Origin of the sequence: Paenibacillus dakarensis, from assembly GCF_001373415.1 — a bacterium.
In the GTDB taxonomy this organism is placed as follows: domain Bacteria; phylum Bacillota; class Bacilli; order Paenibacillales; family Paenibacillaceae; genus Paenibacillus_AQ; species Paenibacillus_AQ dakarensis.
In genome coordinates, this window is the sequence record NZ_CDSE01000009.1 from 1 (window position 1) to 22,712 (window position 22,712).

Genomic DNA, 22,712 nt, shown 5'->3' on the forward strand with positions numbered 1-22,712 from the left:
CAGCGTTATGCGTACGCCAAACCGGAGCAACTCGAAAAGGTCAGCGCAGAAGAATCCGCACGTATCGAAGAGGAAACGAAATGGGCGGCGATCAATCGTAAAGTCGGCGAGTTTAAGGCGGGCGACATCGTTGAGGCTACGTGCGTAGTGGGAAGCGATGACCGTATATACGGCGAGGTAGAGGACACTCCGCGCAAGGAACGTCTCGGAACGCTTATGGGACTGCGCATACCTAACGGACTTTATCGTGCGGTCGACGCTAATACCGCAAAACTAATCGTACCGGTCGAACAGCGCTTCGATAAGGCGGAGGGGGGCGCATCACGGAAGGAGGGCGAAGACCTATCGAAATAAAACTTTCGCTTAATCGTCCGGACGAAGGCGCAGCGAAAGCTGCAGTCAAGGCGGCGGTCCAGCGGAAGAAAGATGCGTCAGAAACGTTAGAGGACGCATGGGAACGCATATTTGCGATGAAGAATACGGATGCCGACTGCGAAAAGTTACTCGCGGTTAAGCGCGCTATGGATACGGGTGTGACAGGTAGACACCCGTCCAGCGCCGGCAAGCGTTTCAGCAAGGCGGAAGCGCTCCGTATATACGCGGATTTACGCCAATCGATCCGCGAAGAAACATTGCGAAATATAGTCGCGAACATGCCGAAAAACTACTTTCTGATAAACAGCGAAAGGGCGCTCGCCCGACTTAACGAAAGGCTGCGCGATGAAACGGAAGTGGCGGTCGATACGGAGACAACCGGCGTCGACGTCTATACGGACGTTATCGTCGGCATCTCCTTAACGCTGCCGTCTGTAAGTATTCCGCCGCTCGCTGACCGCGGTATGCACGCCTATATTCCGGTTATGCACGATGAGGGCGACCAACTTGCGCGAGATTACGTTTTATCGGAATTGCGCTGGTTTCTCGATAGCGACGATATCGGCAAAGTCCTCCATAACGCGATATTCGATATAGCGATGTTCCGGCGCCACGGCTACGATTTACGCGGCGTTACGTGGGATACGATGGTTGCGATGCACCTGCTAAACGAAAACGAGCCGTCATACCGCCTAAAGGATCTCGCGCCGAAATATCTCGGAGTTGAATCAGACACATTCGCGGAACTCTTCGGCAAGACACCGTTTAATGAGATTCCGCTAGACATTGCGCTCGCTTATGCCGCAAAGGATACGGACTTAACGTGGCGCCTATATGAGTTCCAGCGGAGGCATTTCGCTAAACTACCGACCGTACTCGAATATTACCAAACGGTAGAAGTTCCGCTGCTTTACGTAATCGTTGACCTCGAAGCTAACGGGTATATACTCGATCTCGACTTCGCGAAGGAATACGGTGAGCAACTCCGCGCTCGCGCCAACGAGCTGCAGGCGAAACTTATCGGAGTCCTGGCGCAATATCACGACGGAGCCGAGCCGATTAACCTTAACTCTAATCCGCAGATGAAGGCGGCCATATCGAAGGCAATCGGTCGGGAACTGCCGAACATGGACGCGAAGAAGACGTTAAAGCCGCTCGCCAAACAATACGAAGTTATCGCGGATTTACTTGAATACCGCAAGATAACGAAGCTAAGCGGCACATATATCGACGCGTTGCCGACGAAACAGAATCCGACGACTAAGCGCTGGCACTCGCGGTTTAATCCGATAGGCACCGTGACCGGTCGCTTTAGTTCCGGTAAAGACGAGGACGCGGCGGAATCGAACTCTTTCAACGTCCAGAATCAGCCGGAAGATGCGCGTAAAATGTTCGTGGCGCCGCCGGGCAAGGTACTCGTATCTGCGGACTTTAAAGCGCAGGAGATACGTTGTACCGCGTATATGTCCGGCGAACCCGTCCTAATCGAAGCGTTCGAAAAGGGAATCGATCCTTACGCAAATATGGCGAGCATGTACTACAAGCGCCCGTATCACGAAGTTAATAAGCTTCCGAACGGCGAGGATACGCCCGAACGTAAAGCGATGAAAGTCGTATGGCTCGCGACACTCTACGGTATGAGCGATTATTCACTCGCGGACATGCTCGGACTTAAGAAGGCGGAAGCGACCGCGTTTAAGGACGAATTGTTTAGCGGAATGCCGAAGCTGTCCGCGTGGCTTAAAGCCAACGAACAGGACGTCGCAAAGTACGGATTCGTATGGGCGGATAAGCAGCAACGTAAACGGCGCCTGCCTGACGGACGGCTTAAACGTAAGGAGATTCCGTACGGCAAGTGGCAAGATCCGAAGTACGAAGAAGCGCGCCAGCATAACGCTAAAATCGGACGTGCTATGCGCCAGGGTACGAATGCTCGCGTACAGGGCAGCTCCGCCATCCAAACGAAAGTGACGATGATTAAGGCGCATGCGGAATGCGTTAAACGCGAAGGATGGGCGCTATGGGGAACGATACACGACGAATTAGTATTCGAGATTCCGGAGGATTTTACGCGTGAGGATATCGCTGTTATTGAGCGCATTATGACGCAATCCTATCGGTGGGGCGACGTTGTGGCGAACGGTACGGATATCGCGATAATGACGCGGTGGGGTAAAGGCGTAACGCCGGACGATTGGTTCGCGAATAGAGAATCGAAGGAGAGTGCGTAAATATGAGCGCAATTAAAGTGAGCGTTGAGCAAGTCGAAAATATGGCGTGTGGGGGTTCCGGAGTAACGCTCGACGGTGTAGAACTCCGCGTAGTTGAGGAAGGCGATTGGGTTTCCGAAGGTAAGTACGAAAGCTGTGAAGTCATCTTTACGGACGGCGAGCGGTATTACAGCGCAACAGCATCGCGATCCGGCTCGTATTTCACGGACTATGCGTATAGCAGCGAATGGGATGACGGAGACGCCGACGTCGTGGAAGTCCGCAAGGTAGCGAAGACAATCGAAGTATGGGAGGCGATATAGGTGGCGAATAGAGCGGATATTGATGCGAGGATTGCTGAAGCGATTGAAACGGCGGAGAAAGTTGAGGACACCGGAGCTGACGATATCTTAAGAGCTGCGGTTAATGCGGTTACGGAAACGTTCGGTATCTCATGTATATATGAGTACTGCGGTGGCTTCGACAGTGCCGGCTATGACGTCGATTGTTATGCGATTGCTTACGTGACCGATGACGCAGGCTTAGCGATATACGACTACCAATACGAAAGTTACTAGGAGGCGGTTTAACTGACGGCAGCTAACCAATCAATCGCGAATCAAATAGCGCAAGACTTTACGGACTATCTTAACGCCTGGCATTCCGCGCCAGAAGTATATGACGACGCACTCGACGCGCAGATACACCGCTGGTACGCGGACATCCTCACGGACAAGTCGCGCAAGGTATGGCCGCCGCGAGGCATTCCGTACTTCTCGCCATCGTCGGCCAACGCAGACCCACGCGGCCTATACGAAAAGATGCGCGGCGCTAAACGTGAATCAGGCGCACGTCCTCCGCACCAAGGCCGCTGGGTACGGCTCGGAACAGCGATCGGCGACGTTATCCAGCGCGATATCTTATTCGCGGAGAAACACACGGCTAATCCTCGCTTCACGTTCGAACGTAACGACCGCGGCGAGCCGATGTTTGAGGACTTCGCGAAGATAGGCGCCATTATCGAGCATCGCGGTAAAAGGTTCGCGTTATACGGAACTGGCGACGGCATCATGCGTTATGTCTCCGAAGATGGCGAAGTACTCCGCGTCGGACTCGAAGTGAAATCGAAGCAAACAACGTCGGCTATGACGTCCGCCTATTCAACGCGAAATGGTCCGAAAGAGGACCACGTTAAGCAATGCGTCTGCTACTCGATTATGTATAACGTTGATATTTACGTCATCCTCTACGTAAACGGCGCCAAGAAATCGTGGAATATGACGGAGGATGAGTTCGCGAAGAATCCGGATATTGCGGCATTCGGCGTTTACATTACGGATGATATGCGCCAAGAAGTCCTCGACCATTTTGCGGACATCGTAACGGCTGCAGAGGCCGGCACACCGCCTAAACTCGATATCGGCAAGTGGCTTTTCAACGATTTCAAACGCCGAATTGCCGCAACGCTGACGGACGATGAAATTGCGGAGATAGAACGTAAGGTTAACGCGATACAACGGTCGGGATTACCGGATTGGAAGAAACATGATGCCGCCGGAGTGCTGGCGGATATCCTCGAATTAAGAAACGGAGGCGCTGCGTAATGAAAAACGTAGTAGGACGGATTATTAACGGAATTGGTGTCGTCGGATCGATTGGCGCGATTATGCTCGGACTCGCGTTCTTTATTCTCGCAGTTATTGACGCCGGCAATTCACTATCATTCCGTATCGTTATCGGATTGCTCGCAGTGGTCGCATTTTTACTCGGATTCTTCGAGCGCGACGAAAAGGAGGCGGACGATTCTGTCGAAGACAACGCAAACTAAGGCGCGCTATCTCGGACTCGACTTATCGTTATCGCCCGGCATCGCGGTAATCGACGTTAAAAACCGCATCCCATCGCTCGTATATGCGGATTCCGTCGCCACAACTTCGGACGATAAAGACGCGGAACGGTCAGCGGTAGTCCAGGCGTTCATTGCGCAGGCAATCTACGCATATAAGCCGTTCGATACGGTGCTGCGCGAAGACTTCACGTCCGGACGAAATAAACGCGCAACACAAACGATATTTAGCGCATGGTCAGCCGCAGACCGTGCGCTCCATACGTTCGGATACGCGGTCGATCCGGCGAGCTTAAAACTAGCGCCGACTACCGTTAAGAAACTCGTAGCAGGCAACGGTAAAGCGGAAAAGGCGGAAGTGGCGGCGGCTGTTACGCGGTTATTACGGTTGCCGGCGGATTATAAGTGGCGTACGGGCTACGATGACAGTGACGCGGCCGCTGTAATACTTGCGCATCTGATACGGAACGATCTTATAGACGGAGGGGTTGCGGAATGAACGATATCAACGTGGTGTTATGTGGTGATTCAGCGGAAGTATTGCGACAGTATCCGGACGGATTTTTCGATAGCGTGGTTTGCGATCCGCCGTATGGATTATCGAAGGAACCGAACATAACCGAAGTCCTGACGAAATGGATTGCGGGCGAGACGTACGACCACGGTAACGGCGGATTTATGAGTAAATCGTGGGATTCGTTCGTGCCGCATCCGGATTTATGGCGTGAGGTATTCCGCGTGTTGAAGCCGGGAGGCCACGCGCTGGTATTCGCCGGCACGCGTACGCAGGATTTAATGACGATTGCGATGAGGCTTGGCGGGTTCGAGATCCGCGACGTTATCGAGTGGCTTTATTTCAGCGGATTTCCGAAGAGTATGGACGTGGGGAAGGCGTTCGATAAGAGGGCCGGGATTCAAGGTGAACGCGTAGAGGCTGAAGGTGTCGGGTTTATGAACGCAGAGGGAAAAGGCGGGTATAACGTCACTTCTCACCGTATTCTAATGCCAGAAAGACAGACCGAACTCGCCCGCAAATGGGACGGATGGGGAACCGCACTCAAGCCCGCACACGAACCGATTATCGTTGCCAGGAAGCCACTCGCCGGGACCGTGGCGGAAACGGTTGAGAAGTATGGCACGGGCGCGATTAATATCGATGGGTGCCGGATTGGTCGCGCTGCGGGTGACCGTACGGAATACGGAAATTACCTCACAGCGCCGTCGAGCCTAACGGACAATGTGTAGGGTGAACGTAAGAGGATCGGATACGTACCGGACGAATCCGGTCGATTCCCCGCGAATTGCGTAACAACGGACGAGGACGCGTTCTACTCTTCGTACTTTAACGTAACGCCGCGCGAGGTCTGCAAAAAGGCGACTAAGACGGACAGAGGCGCAGGCAATACGCATCCAACCGTTAAGCCGACCGCACTTATGGCGTGGCTCGTGCGCTTGGTAACGCCGCCGGGTGGAACCGTTCTCGATCCGTTCGCCGGTTCCGGCAGTACGTTAGTCGCCGCCAAGCTCGAAGGCTTCGGATATGTCGGAGTTGAACGCGAGCCGGAATACGTTGAGATAGCGAGGTCGCGAACGGCATGACTAACGAACGCCTCGCCGCCTATCTACGCATTGAGCGCGCCAATATCGAATATATCCTGCGCATCAAATACGAAGACATAGCGATACTTAACGAAAGAAAGGCGCAGATTGAGCGCCAACTACAAAAATACGAAACGGAGCGATGACTTATTACGCAAACTAACCGCCTTCTTACCGATTCCTTTATCGAGCAGTATCCGGACTTTCCTGCGGAAATGAATCCGCTTGGCCAGTTCGTATATCTGCGTACGTACTCGCGCTGGCTGCCCGAAAAGGGCCGGCGTGAGACGTGGCGCGAGACTGTCCGCCGCGCTACGGAATATAACGTTAGCCTAGGCGTTAAGCATATGGACAAAATCGGATATGGCGCAGATATCGAGTGGCACCGTAAGGAGGCGGAATTGCTTTTCGATAATATGTTCCATTTGCGCCAATTCCTATCGGGGCGTACGTTGTGGGTCGGCGGCGCGGAGAACGGAGTGGCGGAGAAATATCCACTCGCGAACTTTAACTGCAGCTTCGTCAATATCGCGGCATGGTCGGATCTCGGCGACTTGTTTTACTTGCTCATGGTCGGTACCGGCGTAGGATTTAAATGTACGAAGGAGATGGCGGCTAATCTCGCACCGATCCGTACGAATACAACGCTGCTCCACTCCGACTATGAACCGGTGCCTAAGTCGGCACGCTACGAGCGCACGCAATTCCGCGACATGACGAATGGATACGCGAAGATTTACGTTGGCGATTCGAAGGAAGGCTGGGTCGAATCCTTGCGCCTATACCTCGATATCTTAACGCAGACTAAGTACGAGCACATTCACACGGTTAAGATTTCGTACAACTCCGTACGGCCGAATGGCGAGCGCCTGGCTACATTTGGCGGCACGGCATCCGGTCCGGAACCTTTGCGTGAGATGTTTGAAGGGATAAACCGCGTATTGAAAAACGAAATTGATCCGTCATTGGCTCCATTGAAATATGCGTCAGCCAAGTATGCGGAGGTAAACGCAGACGGGGAGACGTTTACCGACTACGAACCGCCTATCGTATACAAGCGCGTCCGTCCGATTCATATTCTCGATATCGGAAACCTTATCGGAAATAACGTTGTTGTCGGAGGTGTGCGCAGGACAGCCGAAATATTCCTGATGGATGCGGACGATTACGAATGTATCTTCGCCAAATACGGAATCAACGGAATCTGGAATGCGGAGCAGCACGCGAAGGTAATTGCGAAGACTCGTGCGCTCGGACTCGAAAAGGAAGCGCAATTCCTCGATAGCCTGGCGTTAAATGATCCGAATGTGCGTCCGCTGCACCACCGCCGCATGTCTAATAACTCGATCGCGTTTGAGGCGAAACCATCGCGCGAACAATTAAACCTCGCGTTCGAGATGATGCAGGCGGAAGGTGAGCCGGGCTTCGTTAACTTGGAGGAAGCGCGTAGACGGCGACCAAATGCGGAAGGGTTGAACCCCTGCGCCGAGATACTCCTCGACAGCTACGGCGTCTGCAACTTGACCACCGTTAACATGACGGCGTTCGTTAAAGGCGGCGATTTCGATTACGAGGGATTGTACGAAGCACAGCGCCTATCAGCTCGCGCCGGCATGCGTATGACACTCGCAGAATTAGAGCTACCGCACTGGAACGCGGTTCAACAACGCGATAGACTGCTTGGTACATCGTTAACAGGCGTTAAGGATGCATTTGCTGCGGTTAAGTTTGGCGATGAGATAGAGAGCGTAGTCCTCTCCGTTCTCGGCGACCAGGCGCGCCAAGAGGCGGACGACTACGCCAAGAAACTCCGCGTATCATCGCCACTACTCGTCACAACGGTTAAACCGGAGGGCACGATATCGCAAGTAGCCGGCGGAGTATCATCCGGTCTCCACTGGTCGCATTCTCCGCATTACATCCGCCGCATCCGTATTAACGCGTCCGACCCGTTAGCACGCGCCGTAATTGATCTCGGATGGACCGTTAATCCCGAAGTCGGAACGCCAGGCGATACGCACGACGAGCGCATGGCTAACGCACGCACACTCGTCATTGAGTTTCCGGTCGCATCAGGCGCCAAGGAAACGAAGGACGACGTATCAGCCGCACGCCAACTCGATACGTACTTCGCATTCCAGCGCCATTATACGGAACACAACTCGTCAAATACGATAACGGTGCGGCCGGATGAATGGGCGGAAGTCGAGCGCATTGTTTACGATAAATGGGACGAGTTCACGGCGGTATCGTTTCTGGCGCTAGATGGCGGCTCCTATACGCTCGCTCCGTACGAGGCGATTACGCGCGAAGAATACGAGCGGATGGCGGGTTCTATGGCTCCGTTTGATCCTGCGATTCTGCAACGTTATGAAACAACGGGGCTTTCCGATTTGGAAGGCGCGGATGGATGCGAGGGCGGCGCGTGTCCAATACGATAGGTAACGTTAAGGAGGCGGAGAAATATTTCCGTCTCCTTTTTCGTTTAAAGTGTACGACCGCCAAAATCACCGTAGATAATACAGTATAGGACGGAAGCAATCCGAATTAATTAGCGCAAAAGTGTGCGAAATGTATTCGGCGTCCGTCGAAGTAGTTGAAAGGCGCAAATGAGCGCCAACTAAACGAAGGAGGTTACGCAATAATGCCACTGCCGAAAGATTCGCTATTTTTCGGATTCGCACCGCGCTTGACCGACGAACAGCGGACGTATGCTGACGCAATGTTCGACCGCCAGCTTACGATCGTTAACGCGCCATCCGGTACCGGTAAGACGACGCTCGCCGTTGCGGTTGCGAAAATGCTCGGCAAGCCGCTCGTCTACGTATTCAGTCCGGTCGAGGAGGGGCGCATGGGATTCCGGCCGGGCACGCAGCGCGAAAAGGAAGCCGCCTATATTACGCCGCTGACCGATGCGCTGTATGAAATCGGCGAGAATCCAGCGAAGGTCATTTACGATCCGGAGAATATGGAGGCGCAGAAACGCGGCGATGTTTGGGTATATCCGATGTCACACGTATTTGCGCGCGGCATGAATCTTAAGGGGAAAACGGTCATCATCGCGGAGGCACAGAATTTTACGCGCGGCGAACTCAAAAAAGTTTTAACAAGGTTGCATGACGACTGCCGCGTGATAATCGAAGGACATACGGAGCAATGCGACTTAGCCGACGTTAAGAAGTCCGGATTCGCGCCGTATATCGAACATTACCGCAAAGAACCGTACGCGACCGTATGTGAGCTAACGGTTAACTTCCGTGGTAAGTTGGCGCAACATGCGGACCGGCTGGCGTGGTAAACGAAAGGGGAGCGCAAATTGAATGATAAACTAACGCAAATATTCGCGATGCAAAAAGCGCTAGACGACCGCATCATATCCGAGCGCGCTATCGATAAGACGGTCGAAGAATGGGTTATCGGAATCACACTCGCGATGGAATCGGAAATAGACGAGATCCGACGCGAAGTTAACTGGCGTTGGTGGAAGAATCCGAAGCCAATCGATATGGCGGCGCTGCAGGAGGAAGTGATTGACGTATGGCATTTCCTTGTCAGCCTTTCGGATAAAGTCGGACTGACTGCGGAAGATGTGTACGCCGTCTACTGCGCAAAGAATGCGGAGAATCATGCGAGGCAGGACGGAACGGGTACGAAGGAGGGGTATCGGTGAGAACTCAAGTTGACTATTCGCGGAAACAGCAAGTGTACGCAAAGGTTACGAAAGAGACTTCGGACAAAGTGCTAATTGCGTACTCCGACACAGAGAACGCGGTGGACATAATATTAAACCAGGAACAGGCTGTTATTTTAGCAATAAACATCTCTCAGCGCGTTGACATTAATAAATACCAACGCCTAATAGAAGACTCGGGCATCTCCATTAAGAAGGAGGACGAAAATTGAACGTTAAACTAATCGCCCATACTGAGTTATCAGACGATTTCAGATACGCATTGCCGGACGAATGTTTCGATGACTACTACGAAAATCCTTCGTATAATCACCGCGCCGCCGTCGCACTAACCGCAATCCGTACGTGTTACTCTCCGCTTAAGCCAACGGAAATCGTCGCAAAGGAAGGCGCCAAGTATTTCGGTAACGCGGCGTCAGATGGCGAAGGCGGTACGGATGCCGACCGGTTGTTCCGCCACATCATCCGCAGCAAACACGTTTCTACTCTGGAACATTTGACGTACACATTCGCAATCGAAGGCGTAAGTCGCGCGCTCCTGGCGCAGCTCACACGCCACCGCCACCTATCGTTCAGCGTGCAGTCACAACGTTATGTACGGATGGGCAGCGCGGATAAGATTGGCGGATTCAATTACGTGACGCCTGCGAGCGTACATGGCGGAGATAAGACCGTCGACTATTACGAAAGTTATACGCAATGGTTCGGACTTAAGCCGGATACGACTGCGCAGGAGATATTTGACGACGCGATGGTTGTCGCGCAAGAGACTTACGATAAACTGCGCAAAGCCGGAGTCCCGCCCGAAGACGCGCGCATGGTCCTGCCGAATGCCGCCGCCTGTAATCTCGTCATGACCGGAAACCTCCGCACGTTCCTCGATTTCTACGCGAAGAGACGGCCGGGCCAAGGAGCGCAGCACGAGATAGCGGATTTGTCCGTGAAGATCCGCGATGAAATCGTAAAGGTAGACGCTTGGCTCGCGCCATACTTTAGCGATAAGGAGGCGAAGTAACTTGCGCATTCAAGGTAAAACGTGGCGCATTGTCACGCATAATCCGTACAAAACCGAAGACGTGCCGATAGACTTATACCTACTCGCTATCTGCGACGGAAACGGCGACATATCCGACTATGTAAGTTCCGGGCGGCCTCGTACGTATCGCGTATACGGAAGCCTGGAAGAATGCCGCAATGGAATCCGCGCCTGCAAACGAAAATATAAAGGAACCCTCCGTCCTGTACGAATATTAACCGGAGAGTTCATAGAGGAGGCGAAGTAACTTGCGCATATCCAACGAATTAGACCACGCCGCTTACGCGTTCGAAATCTACGGACACCAACTACGCTGCATCAAATCGCGCGATAACGAATTTGTCCGCGTAGGCGACGTATACGACGCGACGATACTCGGACGGGCGGAACTACGGGAGGCGCTCGTCATCAGGAACGGAAAGGAGGCGGTTTAATCCGAATAATCAACGTAATAATCAGCGTTAGCCTAGCGCTCGCCTTGAGCGTAATAAACGCGCCAGAAACGACGCCGACTCCGCTAACGTCCGCTGAAACAAGAACGGATAACACAGGTAATTATCCGTTCCAAAGTGCGTATCAGCGGAATAAGGCGGAGGAATCGGAGTGGCGCACGTTCGAGGCAACCGCGTATATCGCGCTATGTGATACCGGATGTACCGGAATTACCGCAACCGGACTTGATGTGCGCCAACACATCGAAGTTGACGGACGTAGAGTATGCGCAGTTGATCCGGCGGTTATTCCGTTAAGCACAGCGTTAACAATCCGACTGGCTGACGGAAGTGAAATCGCAGCGATAGCGCTCGATACAGGAGGCGCGATTAAAGGGCGCAAAGTTGACGTATTAATGGCGCGTGAGAGTGACGCGTGGGATTTCGGAAGGCAAGCGGTAAGTATAAAAATTGACGAATAGGGAGCGGATTAAATGAGCGGAAATATTACGGTATTAAAAGACGAATCACTCGGCGGGCTTTTACGTGAGTATCGCGAGGTTAAACGGAAGGCGTGCGTTGGTGAACTCGCTAAGATAGTCGGCACAGCCGGGCACAATTTCGAAGTAAACGATATAGTGACCGCGGAATCGCTAGACGGGCGGATAGCTAGTGGCGTGATGTTTAAGCGCGAGGACGGAGAGGCGCAATTGTTGTCGCACAGGGACGGTGATTACGTAGTCCTCGAAGCCTCTGATATCCTGCGTATCAACTCCGAGCGCCTTCGCATGGTCGATCGCAAGGCCGCGGTGGGCGAGCGCATTGTCATGACGAAGAGCGGTTTTAAATTCGAAGCAGGCGAGATAATCACCGTTCATCCAGGCGCGAATATTCGCGAAGGATTTATCGCATTTGCAGACGGAGAATATGGAACAGGAGGCGGAGAGTTCCGCGTACTCGAACCGATTAAATCCGCCCCACTATCCGCACAGCCTCCGCTTGACCAAGTCGCCGCAACGATTAGCGCTCTGCAGACGCAGATTAAGGCGCTGGAATCACGCGTAACTGCGCTAGAAAAGAAGCCCGCCAAAGTCGTAGCTTCCGGTCCCGTTGACGATGCGCTGCCGAGTTTTGCGATTCCGCGCGCTAAGACGCCGCAACAACTCCGCGATGAAATCGTAGAGCGTGCGAAGGCTGACGTTAAGGCGCTGCTCGACCGAAATTACTACTTCGGATACAATCCGACTATTTGGTTTACGGATAGAGACGGATCTTCAATAACGGATAAATGCGATTTCATCGTTAATCGCGATAAGCGTACGGTTGTGGCGCTGATTAGCGTAATTGACGGAAAGCCATTCCGCAAAGGTGTCGCCAAATGCGCACCAAACGACGTATTCAACGCACATATCGGACGAGCTATCGCGTTGCGTCGTGCGCTTGGTCTCGAAGTGCCGGCGGAATACTTGCGCGTGCCGAATCCGGAGGAGCCGCGCGTGGGTGACGTTGTGTTCTGCCACGGTCTAGGCGACGTTTTCTCACTTACCGGTACGCTCACGAAAAGAGCCGAAGAGTTTGACGGATCGCATTTCGGAGAAAACGCATTCTACTGGTCTAAGGGCGGATGGATTGCGGACAAACAATATCGCATCATCGAAGACAGCCGCGAGGAGGTGGCGAAGTAATGGACGTATTTATCATCGTCGACCGCCGTACGGGAAAGTTGACGCATAGTCGCGCCCTCTATACCGATTTAACTAACGCAAAATCAGCGCTACGTCGCTCTTACGGAGATTACGCTAAATTGTTTTATATCGCGAAAGTGTCCGGCAGTCTGACGCCAGTTACAGCGGTAGACGAAAACGGTAAATGGGCGGAGGTGGGCGCCGAATGACGCTCCCTAACATCGCGCTAACCGGACGCCTGCGCTCCGGCAAGAACGCGGTCGCCGATTATCTCACGGCTAACTACGGCTATACGCAGTTTGCGTTCGGCGACGCGCTCAAGCGCCATTATCACGATATATTCGGCGAGACGGAAACGAAGCCGCGCGAAGGTTACCAGTCGTTCGGGCAGTTCTGCCGCCAATACGATCCGGAAATATGGCTGCGCAAGTGTTTTGACTTTATAGCCGCGTTCAAATATGCGATAGATAGCGGAGTTTACACGCCGTGGCCTAACGCCGTCATAACGGACCTCCGCCAGCCAAACGAATTTGACCGCTGCCGCGCGGAAGGCTACGCCATCATACGCATAACCGCACCGGAATGGCTGCGGATTGATCGCGCGGTAGGAAGCAAGGATACCTTCACTTTAGCGGAACTAACGCACGACACCGAAAGCCACGTCGATACATTTGCGGTCGACTACGAAATCGTTAACGACGGCACACTCGCGGAACTATACGCGAAGATTGACGCGATTATAGCGGAGATATCACGCAATGACTCCGCTTGAGATATCGCATATGTACGATGAGATTATCGCAAAGGCGGTCGATGAGGCGTACGAACGCGGTTATCAGCGCGGCTATACGGCGGGCAGGCTCGGATTAGAGGCGCCAGAAACACCGCTATCCTCCGCGCTAAACAGCAGCCAGCCGTCTTGCTCCGACACAAATACGTAGCGGCGCGCCTCTTGCGGAATACGCGTCTTACGGTAAAACTGCGCTGCCGATACGTAGCCGCGCTTATCAACGTTGGCTGCGGTCGGATCGGCGCCATTATCCGCGAGTCTTAGCGCAATTACCTTCGCGCTGTGATCGTAGCCGAGCGCGACGCGGTTGCCGCTGTCCAGTCCGTACATGGCGATAATGTCGGCGGACAGGCGTAGGCGGCGCTGGCTATCGGTCGCGACGAATAAGTTAACGAGCGGAATAACTTCGATATTATACACGTTATCACTCCTTATAACGATAATTATACGCAAATTGTACGGAAAGTAAACGATATGGAGGCGGTTTAATGAAACTACAGCAGGTTGGTTTTATCTCGTCTAACACGCAGGGAAACCGGGTTTACCACTCGCAAGGATTATCTGCGACCATCGCCAGTCAAACGGGGGGACTTGGAGGTAGTGGTGCCGGTGTTTACTTAGTTGACGAAAGTGCGGGAGGCTATGACTTCGCAAATAAACATATTAAGGACGTGGAGCCAATCGAGAAAATATCGTTTAAATATATCGAATTGTTTGCGGGGATTGGCGGATTTAGGTCAGCGCTTGATCGGTTAGGTGGCGAGTGCGTATTCGCGAGCGAGATTGACCCGTTCGCGACGCGAGCGTACAAAGCACTATATGACGGAGCGCCAGAACTGCACGGAGATATTACGCAGATTGATGCGCAGGAAGTACCGGATCATGACGTACTGGTCGGCGGTTTTCCATGCCAGGCGTTCTCAGTCGCAGGACAGCGTAAAGGGTTCGAAGATGCACGCGGTACGTTATTCTTCGAGATTGCACGCATTGCTTCCGCTAAACAGCCGCGATTGATGTTGCTTGAGAACGTGAAGGGGTTATTATCGCATGACGGCGGTAAGACGTTCGAAACCATGTGCGCCATTCTTAACGATATTGGTTATGCGATTGATTTCCGTGTTCTTAACTCTAAGCATTTCGGAGTTCCGCAGAATCGCGAGCGTATCTTTATCGTTGCGGAACTTGACGCTGAACATGTGGATTGGAATGTCACAGGAAACGACGTAGTTGCGAAGGCTAAACGCAGGGTACAGGCGCTTGATGTGCGTACGTTTAACTTCGATTGGCCGGAGAATAACGAAGTGACGACGCGACTGAGGGACGTACTAGAGACGCAAGTTGACGAGAAGTATTATCTGAGCGAGGAAAAGACGTCGAAGTTAATTGCGCAGCTTAACGAAAAGAGTACGCCTTCTTCTAAGTCTGACGACATTGAATGGGTAGGCTCGATTCATCCAGAAAAAGACGACTATTATATGGAAGTGTACGGAGTAATGGGCGTTGGGGGAATTAGCCGTACTCTACTGACGATGCAAGGCGGTGGGCGTGAGCCGAAGATTGTGGAGCCTGTCGTAATGCGCGTCGGAAATACAAATCCGTCTGGTAATGGAATGAACGGAAATGTGTTCGACTCAAACGGATTATCACCTACATTGACGACTAATAAGGGCGAAGGCGTGAAAGTAACCGAAGAAGTCCGCGCAGTTCTAACGCCAGATCGTGAAGAAAAGCGCCAAATGGGGCGTCGATTCAAAGAAAACGACGAAGCCGCGTTTACCTTAAATACACAGGACAAGCACGGGGTCGCCATCGGCAGTTATCCGCGATATCGAATCCGTAAGTTAACTCCGCGTGAATGTTGGCGATTACAGGGATTTACCGACGCGCAGCATGACACAGTAATGGACGCAGGAATTAGCGATAGTCAGCGTTATAAGCAATCAGGTAACGCAGTGACGGTTAACGTTATTCATGCGATAGGTATTCCGTTAGCCAAGCGATTAAAACAGGAGGAGGCGGTCACTATTGGGTAAAGCTTCCCGCGCCAGATGGGACGGAAATGTCCGCTCAATGGCGATAATCGCAAAGCCACGCGACCAAATAACAGCGGAAGACATCGCCTTCCTCCGCGAAAACTATACGTCAACAGGCGGACTACTGCCGAACGCTTACGCCGGCGGCGCTTTCTATACGCCGACACACGTTGCGCGCTTCGTTATTGAAGCGTTGTGCGGCTTAAATGGCGGCACATTTGCGTCAGGCTCACGCTTTCTCGAACCGTCCGCAGGTTCCGGCGTATTCATCGAACATTTACCGGATGACGCGGAAATCATAGCGCTCGAACTCGATGAGACTAGCGCAACCGTAACGTCGCTATTGTATCCGCACGCTAACGTTATACAGGGCGATGCATTCCGCCATGATCGCCGCGACTATTACGATTATGTAATCGGAAATCCTCCGTACGGCGTCACTATCGATATCGCTGCGGAAGATGTGCCGGACGAATACGCGACTCTTTCGAAAAAGAAAGGCGGACGGCTCGGCGGAAAGTCGGAGGTTGCGTTTATTGAACTCGCGATTAAGGCAGCGAAACCGGGCGGTTATATTGCGTTCGTGCTTCCGCTCGGCCTAAACTACGCCAACTATGCGGAAAAGGTTCGGCGCTTACTTTATGAAACGTGTTGGCACGTTGCCACGATCGGATTGCCCGGCGAAACCTTTGCGCTAACCGGAACGACGATTCAAACGCAGATTCTTATCGTACGCAAGGCGCCGCCCGGTACTCCGCTAATTCCTACGGTCGAGAAGCGTTGGGGATCTAATTTTAAGCGCGGCGGCTACGATGATATAACTGACTTTGACGCCAAGTTTCTCGCGGGACAGGCGCCGTCTTACTTTGCGCAAATAACCGATATCGGATATGACGCTAAAGGCGCGCCAACGCCTTCGAAGTGGGATGATGGGCTAACGCAATTAGACGAGCTGGTCGACGACTTTACCGATACGTTAGTCCGCGAAAATTTGTATCCGCATATTCCGTCGTGGCATAGCGTTAAGGACGTTAGCGCGTTCATGTTTCAGCACGCGAATAATAACGGAGACGGATACCGTGAGGCGAGCAGGACGTATGCGGAGGGATCATACCGCTGGAACGAGTTAACGCTCGGGGCCGGCGCGGAGATAGAGTGGCGTGGTGAGTCGGTAAGTACGTTTGACTTTGAATGGCAGGATCGGATAGTTAGCGATTATTATGCGGAACTTGCACAACAGGTAAGCGTGAGTTCTAGCGAAATGGAGGCGGTTAGTTGAATATTGCGGAAATGCAGCGCAAGTATATCGCCCACTTTATTGAGCGCAGTGAGACGCTAACCGAGGCGGAGGCGCGTGACTACTTAGCGTATCTAACCGAAACGCCAGACGCAGCCTTCAGGGAACGGAGAGTCGTACAGCTCGAACGATATCTACGTAACTTAGAGCTTGCAAAAGAGGCGGACAAGGCCTCAGAGGAGGCGTGGATGGCTAAGGCGCGTGAAGTCGTCGCTATAAAGGAGCGATGGGAAGCGCTTGGCGCAACGTGGACAGAGCGGCATGATTGCGGTGTTGGTATAACGATATGGACGCTGAATGGCACTGAATTAATGCGGAGGCTGACGGGGACGACGTTAGATGAAGAGTTAGAGTCGGTCCGCAAGGCAGACGCAAAACTAACGGAAGAGGTGACGCCATAATGGGCGCAGTTAAAACGGACATCGAAAAGGGCGCGCGAGCCTACGAAATCAAATACTGCCTCGATGACGCAGCCGGCGTCAAGGCGCTATTACGCGATCGCCACCGCATTAGTTCCGCACGATTCCGCGGCGACTACGCGGCCAGCGATATTCTCATCGATTTAAACAGCGCTATCTATAACGCCGGCCTAACGGAGCGCCAAACGGAGGCGATTGCGTGGGTGTATGGCGCCGACATTACGCAGGCAAAGGCGGCGGAGATTATGGGGGTTGCGCGTCAGAACGTAGCCGGCGCAATTGACCGGGCAGCCGAAGCGATTGCGGAAGTGTACAAGCGGTGGGAATACGGAGAGGTTAGCGTAGAATACGACGGACTTACGGAGGACAGCGAATGATAACGGAGAGAGACGAACATAGAGGATGGCGCATTAATCCCGCAAGTGGTGAAAGGGAGCCGGTATACTCCGATTACCCAACGGAGGGCTTCGATATGGCTCTTCTCTGTAAAGACGGTGACGTAGAGTTTTATCAAGTCGCTGATTACGCGAATAAACGGCGTATATACAGTATCTTTGTAGACGCAGAGTGGCGATTAAGTACGTCAGACAGAAGTGAAGCAGATGCAGCCTACGAAAAGGCGAAGAGAGGAGAGCTTTAGTGGGAAATGTATTCTATCAATTTCAAGGGGACTATAAACAGCAGCTCATAGATCATGTACGACTACTCTCTTACTTGGTTAATAAGTCGAACACAACATATGCGCAGAGGATGCTCAAAGTCACAGACCTCACGGATGCATATATAGCCCAGACAGGGACGCGCCCAGAATCAGCGCAATTAGACAGACTTAGTGACTTAGTGATGTTCAGCGATCTTCGAGACAAAAATCCCCACAAATCTACGCAAGGGGAATATCCGATACTAAGTCATAAGCAACTAGACCGCCGCAGATTCGGAGGACGCGGAAACGATACTAATATGATAGGCGAAACATCGTTAGAAAAGGCGGAACATGTCGGTGTTGATGGAAGAGATTACCGCTATCCGAACAGGCGAGAGCGTACAATAGACGAATTAATTTACGTAGATGCGACCGCTAAAATACGAAACGAAGAACGAAGCCTACAATATAAAAAAGACACAGCGGCCGGAAAATTAGTGAGGTATAACTTACACGACACAAACGGAGAGTTAACAGAACCATTCGTAAAATGTCGCAGTATTAAATATCGCGCTGTTCCGGAATATTACCGTTAAACGATTAGGCGCCAGAAATGGCGTCTTCTTTGCATTAGGGTAGTTAAAATAAATGCTTTACATATAAATAATTACATGCTATAATGGAAATATAAAGAAAGGGGAGGTAATCAAAATGAACGTAATGACAGTGGCTTGGAAGATTGCAAGAAGAGGCGCAACAATTTTCGGAGGATCGGCTAAGGATTATTTTGCGGAAGCACTGAAACAGGCGTGGACCAATATCAAAGCCGCTAAAGCACGCGTTACGTTCGAATTGGCTGCCGATACTCGTAAGACACGCACATGGCTGGCGCAAATCGTCGGCACGCATCCGGTTTATAAGTTAGAGCGCAAGTTTCTGAACGCAGACTATGCGAATGAAGATGGCGATAAAGTATTCCGTTTAAACAACGGATTTTACGAATACAACAACGGACGCGGCCGCGCTATTATCGAAGTGGCTAACGGTGAGTATCGCGTAGTTGAGCAGTCCGACGTATTGGCGGCGATTGCGTAATGGTCCGGAAACTAATCGATATTACAGGCGAGCGCTACGGCCGCCTTACCGTTATCAAAGAAATCGAGCGCAATAGATATACACGGCGATGGCTGTGCCGCTGTGATTGCGGAAATGAAGTGCCGGTTACAATGTCTAATTTACGCAACGGCCATACAACATCCTGTGGCTGCGCTCAACGCGAGCGGACAAGCGAGGCGAATCTCGACGATATGACCGGCAAACGCTTCGGCAAACTAACGGTAATACGGCGCGGCGAGACGGATAAACAGCGCCATGTACACTGGATATGCCGCTGTGATTGCGGGGAGGAAACGAGCGTCGATGCGCTAAACTTGCGCAATGGGACAACGAAATCATGCGGCTGTTTACGCGAAGAAAATGGCGTAGTGATGCAGACGTATAACGAAGAGAATTTGCGGATCGACGGCGTTATGACTCCGACACTTAAGCGCAAGGCCAGGCGCGATAATGAAACCGGTATTAAGGGCGTATCAATTCGGCGCAAAAAGGACGGCAGCGAAGTATATCGCGCCACTATACGCGTCAAAGGAAAGACGTACTATTTAGGCGAATATGCCACGATTGAGGCCGCGACCGCTGCACGGAGAGCTGGCGAACAGCGATATCACGCGCCATATATTGAGGCGTTAGGGGAGTGGAAAAATAACGATGACAAACGATGACATAAAACGCTGGATCAACGATAATCTCGTCATGCAGGATGAGGCACGCCAGATAACGGAACAGTCGGTATCGGCGTTTAATCAGTCCGTAACGGAAGGGCGAATTATTCCGTTTGCCGAGTTTGGATCGGCGCGGAAGACACGGCTATACTTGCGTTCGGATCTCGAAGAATATCGGAAAAATAAACGTCCACAACGATAAATACTACTTTACATATAATTAATTACATGCTATAATGGTATTAACAACGAGAGAGACTCGGATTAAGCAGCGCCAACAGGCCGGATATACCGGATGAGGACGAGGAGGATATTATCATGGAAGTCGTCAAAATCGAAGGCAAAACGATCACATTAATGCAGGACCCGTATATAGACGGTCCAATCGATGAGCGTCCGATATACAAAGCGCTCGGAGTTGATGAAGAAGGCAAAGAGTGTATTGTTGTGTGGCAAGTTGTTGATGGGTACGAAGAGATTACGGATGAGTCGAGTATGTGCGATTGGGAGAACCCTTCTGGAATTATGAAGTTTTAATCGAATAATAACGCAAGCGAGGCGCCGATAATGGCGTCTTTTTTCATGCTTAATCGTGCATTTTTAGGGTTTTCATGACTATATACAATGAAGAAGTAAGGCGCAAGGACTACGCACGTTCCGGGTAGACTCCGGACGATCCTGCGCTATTTTTATTTAGCGGAGGGATGACGATTGCTTAGCGCTGAACACATCGCATTTACCGGCACAGGCACCGCATACGACCCGGCAACAGGCGAAGCGCTCGTATTTGCGCCGGCTGAAACGCATAAAGTCGTTAACATTGCGCAGGCTGATGCGTATAAGGAGCGCGAACAAGCGAAGAAGAACGGCCGCGCTTCGGAATTTACGATAACGAATATGGATAATATCGACGAAGTAATCGAGCGTGTATCCGATAAACACTGCGGATATCTGCTGTATTTACAATGCTTCGTTAATTACGACGCGATACTCGCTAATGCGGACAAGACCGCCATGAGTCGCGAAGATATACGGCGCACACTCGACGTAAGCCGACCGACAGCAACGGAGTTTATCGCGGCTATGATCGAGAATGGCGTCATGTACGAAGATGGCGGACAATATCGTATGAATCCGCGTTACCATTTCCAGGGACGCACGGATAATACGCATATCGTCCGTTCTTTTGTTGCGAAGGTTAAGCGGCTGTACTCGGAGGTTAGCGCGAAGGATCTCGGCTTCGTATATAAGCTGCTGCCGCACGTTCATCTCGAAACGAATACGGTATGCGCGAATCCATTCGAACGCGACGTAGAGAATACGCTGCCGCTTACGAAAGAGGATATCGCGGCGCTAACGGGCGTTGACGCGAAGACGGTATACCGGAAGATGCGCGGACTTAAATTCGGGGATCAATACGTATTCGCCGAAGTCGTTTACGGGAATGCGCGCTACTACAAGGTTAATCCGTTCGTATTCTACCGCAAAGTCGGCACGCCTGACGCTACGCTGCGCGAAATGTTCTCGATAAGAAATAACTATCGGAAACGGCGTAAGTGATAGGCTAAAACTATCGGGCATTTTCTTTACAAAATCGCCGATCTATCGGGCATTTTCTTTACACGAGGAAAACGGAGGAAAACGGAGGATTTCGTAGGTAATCGAAGGAAACATAGTGATTTTTAGAATCGCGTTTTCAAATTATTTCTTAATCTTGTCCAATGCGAAAGGGGATACGCTATTATGGCGCAAAGATACGGTATTCAGATTACGGATGTTAACGGAGAGAATTACGTTTTGTTGGCGCAAGGTAAAGAGCGGTATCAAACGTTTAGTAGCTACGCAAAGGCTGACGATTATAATTACGAGTTTGAAGACGGATTGCCTGACGGAGTAAATAGCGCAGTAATAGCGCTGTAGATCGGACGAAAAGCACGTCCGACACTTCCGCCGCCTTCGGCGACGTCGTGTACTATATATTTTTGGCGCGTATTCTTTTAAGGTTAAAGATTCGCGGTCTAAATAATATAAGGTTCTGGACGGCAGCGCCGGACAGATGGACGAGGCGGTTTTCCTCGGACAAGCCTTTAAGGTTTAACATGAAGCATACTCAAAGAAGTATCTCATGTAGGCAAAACCCAAACCTTATTTATAACGCTAACATTAACGTTATCACTTGCGCGAGTAAGGAGCGTTTACCTGGCGCTCTTTACTACGCTGAATAAACGGAGGGATTGCGCTATGAAAGCGATAATTGACGGTGTACTAATCGAAGGAACACCGCAGGAGATTGCGTATTATGTTCTTAGACCGCAACACTCGGATTCACAATATAAAGGCGTTAACATCACGCAAGGTATAAGGAACGAAAGAGATCGACGCATTGCAGAACTAGCGTTTGGTGGGTCGCAGATTTAACGGAGGGAGGTGTGCGTTAATATGGCGAATATTACAGCGGAACAATACGTAGCTATCGAATGGTTATCGCAGCCAAAGAAAGGCGGAAAGACATTCGAAGAGATTGCGGCAATATGTGGTATTCATGTTAATACGCTTAAACAGTGGCGCAAGGATGCCGCATTTGATCGCGAGTTGAAACGCGCAATTATACGGAATAACAGCGATAAGTTGCCGGAGCTAGTCGAATCACTTGCGGATATTGCTATACGCGATGGAAACGCAGCTATGGCGAAGTTAGCGCTACAAGTTAACGATATGCTTACGGATCGCGTAGAGGTTGACGCTAAGAATGCGGAAGGCACCGATTTAGAGGCGCTTAAGTTGCGTATACAGGCGTTGAAAGGGACTGCGGACAGTTGACGTTTATTTCGCGTATATAATAGTAGCGATTTATTTGCGGATGTGTCCGAAGGTGT

General features: G+C 51.7%; 33 protein-coding genes and 1 pseudogene. 33 read left to right on the forward strand and 1 reads right to left on the reverse strand.

From position 1 onward, the window contains the following. The 20 genes and pseudogenes from BN1234_RS22415 to BN1234_RS02130 form a co-directional block, all read left to right on the forward strand. Positions 1–354 (forward strand): annotated as a pseudogene (locus tag BN1234_RS22415) (hypothetical protein); the annotation flags it as partial. Positions 355–653: 299 nt separating this feature from the next. Then, positions 654–2,606, forward strand: a complete 1,953-nt coding sequence (locus BN1234_RS02045) for a DNA polymerase (RefSeq protein ID WP_245640064.1) — start codon at positions 654–656, stop codon at positions 2,604–2,606. A 2-nt stretch (positions 2,607–2,608) separates the two neighbouring features. Beyond that, the gene (locus tag BN1234_RS02050; RefSeq protein ID WP_054955007.1) at positions 2,609–2,908 is read left to right on the forward strand and encodes a hypothetical protein; all 300 of its coding nucleotides are present in this window, start codon (positions 2,609–2,611) and stop codon (positions 2,906–2,908) included. Continuing rightward, positions 2,909–3,163, forward strand: coding sequence for a hypothetical protein (locus tag BN1234_RS02055; protein WP_054955008.1), 255 nt, complete (start codon positions 2,909–2,911; stop codon positions 3,161–3,163). Between the two features lie 408 nt (positions 3,164–3,571). Next, positions 3,572–4,189, forward strand: coding sequence for a hypothetical protein (locus BN1234_RS22685; RefSeq protein ID WP_245640059.1), 618 nt, complete (start codon positions 3,572–3,574; stop codon positions 4,187–4,189). Next, a complete protein-coding gene (locus BN1234_RS22690; RefSeq protein WP_054955010.1) occupies positions 4,189–4,413 on the forward strand; it encodes a hypothetical protein in 225 nt (74 codons plus the stop codon). Before BN1234_RS22685 ends, BN1234_RS22690 begins: the two co-directional genes overlap by 1 nt. A gap of 40 nt (positions 4,414–4,453) precedes the next feature. Then, a complete protein-coding gene (locus BN1234_RS23015; protein ID WP_370733779.1) occupies positions 4,454–4,930 on the forward strand; it encodes a crossover junction endodeoxyribonuclease RuvC in 477 nt (158 codons plus the stop codon). After that, the gene (locus tag BN1234_RS02075) at positions 4,927–5,676 is read left to right on the forward strand and encodes a DNA methyltransferase (protein WP_054955012.1); all 750 of its coding nucleotides are present in this window, start codon (positions 4,927–4,929) and stop codon (positions 5,674–5,676) included. Before BN1234_RS23015 ends, BN1234_RS02075 begins: the two co-directional genes overlap by 4 nt. Positions 5,677–5,691: 15 nt before the next feature. Further along, positions 5,692–6,030, forward strand: a complete 339-nt coding sequence (locus BN1234_RS21690; protein ID WP_082423069.1) for a DNA methyltransferase — start codon at positions 5,692–5,694, stop codon at positions 6,028–6,030. After that, positions 6,027–6,176: a hypothetical protein gene (locus BN1234_RS22145; protein WP_156337112.1), complete on the forward strand. Its 150-nt coding sequence runs from the start codon at positions 6,027–6,029 to the stop codon at positions 6,174–6,176. The genes BN1234_RS21690 and BN1234_RS22145 overlap by 4 nt, the downstream gene beginning before the upstream one ends. Positions 6,177–6,245: 69 nt before the next feature. Continuing rightward, the gene (nrdJ, locus tag BN1234_RS02080) at positions 6,246–8,471 is read left to right on the forward strand and encodes a ribonucleoside-triphosphate reductase, adenosylcobalamin-dependent (protein WP_156337113.1); all 2,226 of its coding nucleotides are present in this window, start codon (positions 6,246–6,248) and stop codon (positions 8,469–8,471) included. Between the two features lie 203 nt (positions 8,472–8,674). Beyond that, positions 8,675–9,328, forward strand: coding sequence for a PhoH family protein (locus BN1234_RS02085; protein WP_054955014.1), 654 nt, complete (start codon positions 8,675–8,677; stop codon positions 9,326–9,328). 18 nt (positions 9,329–9,346) lie between these two features. Next, positions 9,347–9,700 (forward strand): dUTPase, encoded by a 354-nt coding sequence (locus tag BN1234_RS02090; RefSeq protein WP_054955015.1) that lies wholly within the window; start codon positions 9,347–9,349, stop codon positions 9,698–9,700. Beyond that, positions 9,697–9,933: a hypothetical protein gene (locus tag BN1234_RS02095; protein ID WP_054955016.1), complete on the forward strand. Its 237-nt coding sequence runs from the start codon at positions 9,697–9,699 to the stop codon at positions 9,931–9,933. The genes BN1234_RS02090 and BN1234_RS02095 overlap by 4 nt, the downstream gene beginning before the upstream one ends. After that, a complete protein-coding gene (gene thyX, locus BN1234_RS02100; protein WP_054955017.1) occupies positions 9,930–10,736 on the forward strand; it encodes an FAD-dependent thymidylate synthase in 807 nt (268 codons plus the stop codon). The genes BN1234_RS02095 and thyX overlap by 4 nt, the downstream gene beginning before the upstream one ends. Position 10,737: 1 nt before the next feature. Further along, positions 10,738–11,004: a hypothetical protein gene (locus BN1234_RS02105; RefSeq protein WP_054955018.1), complete on the forward strand. Its 267-nt coding sequence runs from the start codon at positions 10,738–10,740 to the stop codon at positions 11,002–11,004. A 231-nt stretch (positions 11,005–11,235) separates the two neighbouring features. Continuing rightward, positions 11,236–11,670: a 3D domain-containing protein gene (locus BN1234_RS02115; RefSeq protein WP_054955020.1), complete on the forward strand. Its 435-nt coding sequence runs from the start codon at positions 11,236–11,238 to the stop codon at positions 11,668–11,670. A 345-nt stretch (positions 11,671–12,015) separates the two neighbouring features. Continuing rightward, positions 12,016–12,873, forward strand: coding sequence for a hypothetical protein (locus BN1234_RS02120; RefSeq protein WP_156337114.1), 858 nt, complete (start codon positions 12,016–12,018; stop codon positions 12,871–12,873). After that, on the forward strand, positions 12,873–13,082 hold the full coding sequence (locus BN1234_RS02125) for a hypothetical protein (protein ID WP_054955022.1): 210 nt from the start codon (positions 12,873–12,875) through the stop codon (positions 13,080–13,082). The genes BN1234_RS02120 and BN1234_RS02125 overlap by 1 nt, the downstream gene beginning before the upstream one ends. Further along, positions 13,079–13,645, forward strand: a complete 567-nt coding sequence (locus BN1234_RS02130; protein ID WP_054955023.1) for a nucleoside/nucleotide kinase family protein — start codon at positions 13,079–13,081, stop codon at positions 13,643–13,645. Before BN1234_RS02125 ends, BN1234_RS02130 begins: the two co-directional genes overlap by 4 nt. A gap of 72 nt (positions 13,646–13,717) precedes the next feature. Here BN1234_RS02130 and BN1234_RS02135 read toward each other — a convergent pair whose 3' ends face one another. After that, on the reverse strand, positions 13,718–14,083 hold the full coding sequence (locus BN1234_RS02135; protein WP_054955024.1) for a hypothetical protein: 366 nt from the start codon (positions 14,081–14,083) through the stop codon (positions 13,718–13,720). Between the two features lie 260 nt (positions 14,084–14,343). Between BN1234_RS02135 and dcm the strand changes: the two genes are divergently transcribed. The 13 genes from dcm to BN1234_RS02195 all read left to right on the forward strand — a co-directional run bounded on the left by dcm (position 14,344) and on the right by BN1234_RS02195 (position 22,656). Continuing rightward, positions 14,344–15,696 carry a DNA (cytosine-5-)-methyltransferase gene (gene dcm / locus BN1234_RS02140; protein WP_054955087.1) on the forward strand — a complete coding sequence of 451 codons (1,353 nt, stop codon included), beginning with the start codon at positions 14,344–14,346 and terminating at the stop codon, positions 15,694–15,696. Next, entirely contained in the window at positions 15,689–16,975 is a 1,287-nt protein-coding gene (locus tag BN1234_RS02145; protein WP_054955025.1) for an HsdM family class I SAM-dependent methyltransferase, read from the forward strand. The genes dcm and BN1234_RS02145 overlap by 8 nt, the downstream gene beginning before the upstream one ends. 206 nt (positions 16,976–17,181) lie before the next feature. Further along, a complete protein-coding gene (locus BN1234_RS22150) occupies positions 17,182–17,394 on the forward strand; it encodes a hypothetical protein (RefSeq protein ID WP_156337115.1) in 213 nt (70 codons plus the stop codon). After that, positions 17,394–17,789 carry a sigma factor-like helix-turn-helix DNA-binding protein gene (locus BN1234_RS02155; RefSeq protein ID WP_054955027.1) on the forward strand — a complete coding sequence of 132 codons (396 nt, stop codon included), beginning with the start codon at positions 17,394–17,396 and terminating at the stop codon, positions 17,787–17,789. Before BN1234_RS22150 ends, BN1234_RS02155 begins: the two co-directional genes overlap by 1 nt. Further along, a complete protein-coding gene (locus BN1234_RS02160) occupies positions 17,786–18,052 on the forward strand; it encodes a hypothetical protein (RefSeq protein ID WP_054955028.1) in 267 nt (88 codons plus the stop codon). The genes BN1234_RS02155 and BN1234_RS02160 overlap by 4 nt, the downstream gene beginning before the upstream one ends. Beyond that, positions 18,052–18,651 (forward strand): hypothetical protein, encoded by a 600-nt coding sequence (locus BN1234_RS02165; protein ID WP_054955029.1) that lies wholly within the window; start codon positions 18,052–18,054, stop codon positions 18,649–18,651. Before BN1234_RS02160 ends, BN1234_RS02165 begins: the two co-directional genes overlap by 1 nt. A 115-nt stretch (positions 18,652–18,766) precedes the next feature. Continuing rightward, positions 18,767–19,150, forward strand: coding sequence for a hypothetical protein (locus tag BN1234_RS02170; protein WP_054955030.1), 384 nt, complete (start codon positions 18,767–18,769; stop codon positions 19,148–19,150). Next, positions 19,150–19,836 carry an AP2 domain-containing protein gene (locus tag BN1234_RS02175; RefSeq protein ID WP_054955031.1) on the forward strand — a complete coding sequence of 229 codons (687 nt, stop codon included), beginning with the start codon at positions 19,150–19,152 and terminating at the stop codon, positions 19,834–19,836. Before BN1234_RS02170 ends, BN1234_RS02175 begins: the two co-directional genes overlap by 1 nt. Continuing rightward, positions 19,823–20,038, forward strand: coding sequence for a hypothetical protein (locus BN1234_RS02180; protein ID WP_054955032.1), 216 nt, complete (start codon positions 19,823–19,825; stop codon positions 20,036–20,038). Before BN1234_RS02175 ends, BN1234_RS02180 begins: the two co-directional genes overlap by 14 nt. Positions 20,039–20,154: 116 nt before the next feature. Further along, complete coding sequence (locus BN1234_RS02185; protein WP_054955033.1) at positions 20,155–20,373, forward strand: hypothetical protein; 219 nt, start codon at positions 20,155–20,157, stop codon at positions 20,371–20,373. 174 nt (positions 20,374–20,547) lie between these two features. Beyond that, positions 20,548–21,396 carry a hypothetical protein gene (locus BN1234_RS02190; protein WP_054955034.1) on the forward strand — a complete coding sequence of 283 codons (849 nt, stop codon included), beginning with the start codon at positions 20,548–20,550 and terminating at the stop codon, positions 21,394–21,396. A 183-nt stretch (positions 21,397–21,579) separates the two neighbouring features. Beyond that, on the forward strand, positions 21,580–21,756 hold the full coding sequence (locus tag BN1234_RS22155; RefSeq protein WP_156337116.1) for a hypothetical protein: 177 nt from the start codon (positions 21,580–21,582) through the stop codon (positions 21,754–21,756). 519 nt (positions 21,757–22,275) lie between these two features. Next, a complete protein-coding gene (locus BN1234_RS02195; protein WP_054955035.1) occupies positions 22,276–22,656 on the forward strand; it encodes a phBC6A51 family helix-turn-helix protein in 381 nt (126 codons plus the stop codon). Positions 22,657–22,712: the final 56 nt, after the last annotated feature.

Coding starts and splice junctions, on each gene's coding strand:
- BN1234_RS22145 (WP_156337112.1), top strand. CDS start 6,027: ATGACTAACGAACGCCTCGCCGCCTATCTACGCATTGAGCGCGCCAAT.
- BN1234_RS02075 (WP_054955012.1), top strand. CDS start 4,927: ATGAACGATATCAACGTGGTGTTATGTGGTGATTCAGCGGAAGTATTG.
- BN1234_RS22690 (WP_054955010.1), top strand. CDS start 4,189: ATGAAAAACGTAGTAGGACGGATTATTAACGGAATTGGTGTCGTCGGA.
- BN1234_RS02130 (WP_054955023.1), top strand. CDS start 13,079: ATGACGCTCCCTAACATCGCGCTAACCGGACGCCTGCGCTCCGGCAAG.
- BN1234_RS02180 (WP_054955032.1), top strand. CDS start 19,823: ATGACAAACGATGACATAAAACGCTGGATCAACGATAATCTCGTCATG.
- BN1234_RS02175 (WP_054955031.1), top strand. CDS start 19,150: ATGGTCCGGAAACTAATCGATATTACAGGCGAGCGCTACGGCCGCCTT.
- BN1234_RS02160 (WP_054955028.1), top strand. CDS start 17,786: ATGATAACGGAGAGAGACGAACATAGAGGATGGCGCATTAATCCCGCA.
- BN1234_RS02195 (WP_054955035.1), top strand. CDS start 22,276: ATGGCGAATATTACAGCGGAACAATACGTAGCTATCGAATGGTTATCG.
- BN1234_RS02120 (WP_156337114.1), top strand. CDS start 12,016: ATGACGAAGAGCGGTTTTAAATTCGAAGCAGGCGAGATAATCACCGTT.
- BN1234_RS02125 (WP_054955022.1), top strand. CDS start 12,873: ATGGACGTATTTATCATCGTCGACCGCCGTACGGGAAAGTTGACGCAT.
- BN1234_RS22150 (WP_156337115.1), top strand. CDS start 17,182: ATGGCTAAGGCGCGTGAAGTCGTCGCTATAAAGGAGCGATGGGAAGCG.
- BN1234_RS02185 (WP_054955033.1), top strand. CDS start 20,155: ATGGAAGTCGTCAAAATCGAAGGCAAAACGATCACATTAATGCAGGAC.
- BN1234_RS02170 (WP_054955030.1), top strand. CDS start 18,767: ATGAACGTAATGACAGTGGCTTGGAAGATTGCAAGAAGAGGCGCAACA.
- BN1234_RS02155 (WP_054955027.1), top strand. CDS start 17,394: ATGGGCGCAGTTAAAACGGACATCGAAAAGGGCGCGCGAGCCTACGAA.
- nrdJ (WP_156337113.1), top strand. CDS start 6,246: ATGAATCCGCTTGGCCAGTTCGTATATCTGCGTACGTACTCGCGCTGG.
- BN1234_RS02050 (WP_054955007.1), top strand. CDS start 2,609: ATGAGCGCAATTAAAGTGAGCGTTGAGCAAGTCGAAAATATGGCGTGT.
- BN1234_RS02045 (WP_245640064.1), top strand. CDS start 654: ATGCCGAAAAACTACTTTCTGATAAACAGCGAAAGGGCGCTCGCCCGA.
- BN1234_RS22155 (WP_156337116.1), top strand. CDS start 21,580: ATGGCGCAAAGATACGGTATTCAGATTACGGATGTTAACGGAGAGAAT.
- BN1234_RS02085 (WP_054955014.1), top strand. CDS start 8,675: ATGCCACTGCCGAAAGATTCGCTATTTTTCGGATTCGCACCGCGCTTG.
- BN1234_RS22685 (WP_245640059.1), top strand. CDS start 3,572: ATGTTTGAGGACTTCGCGAAGATAGGCGCCATTATCGAGCATCGCGGT.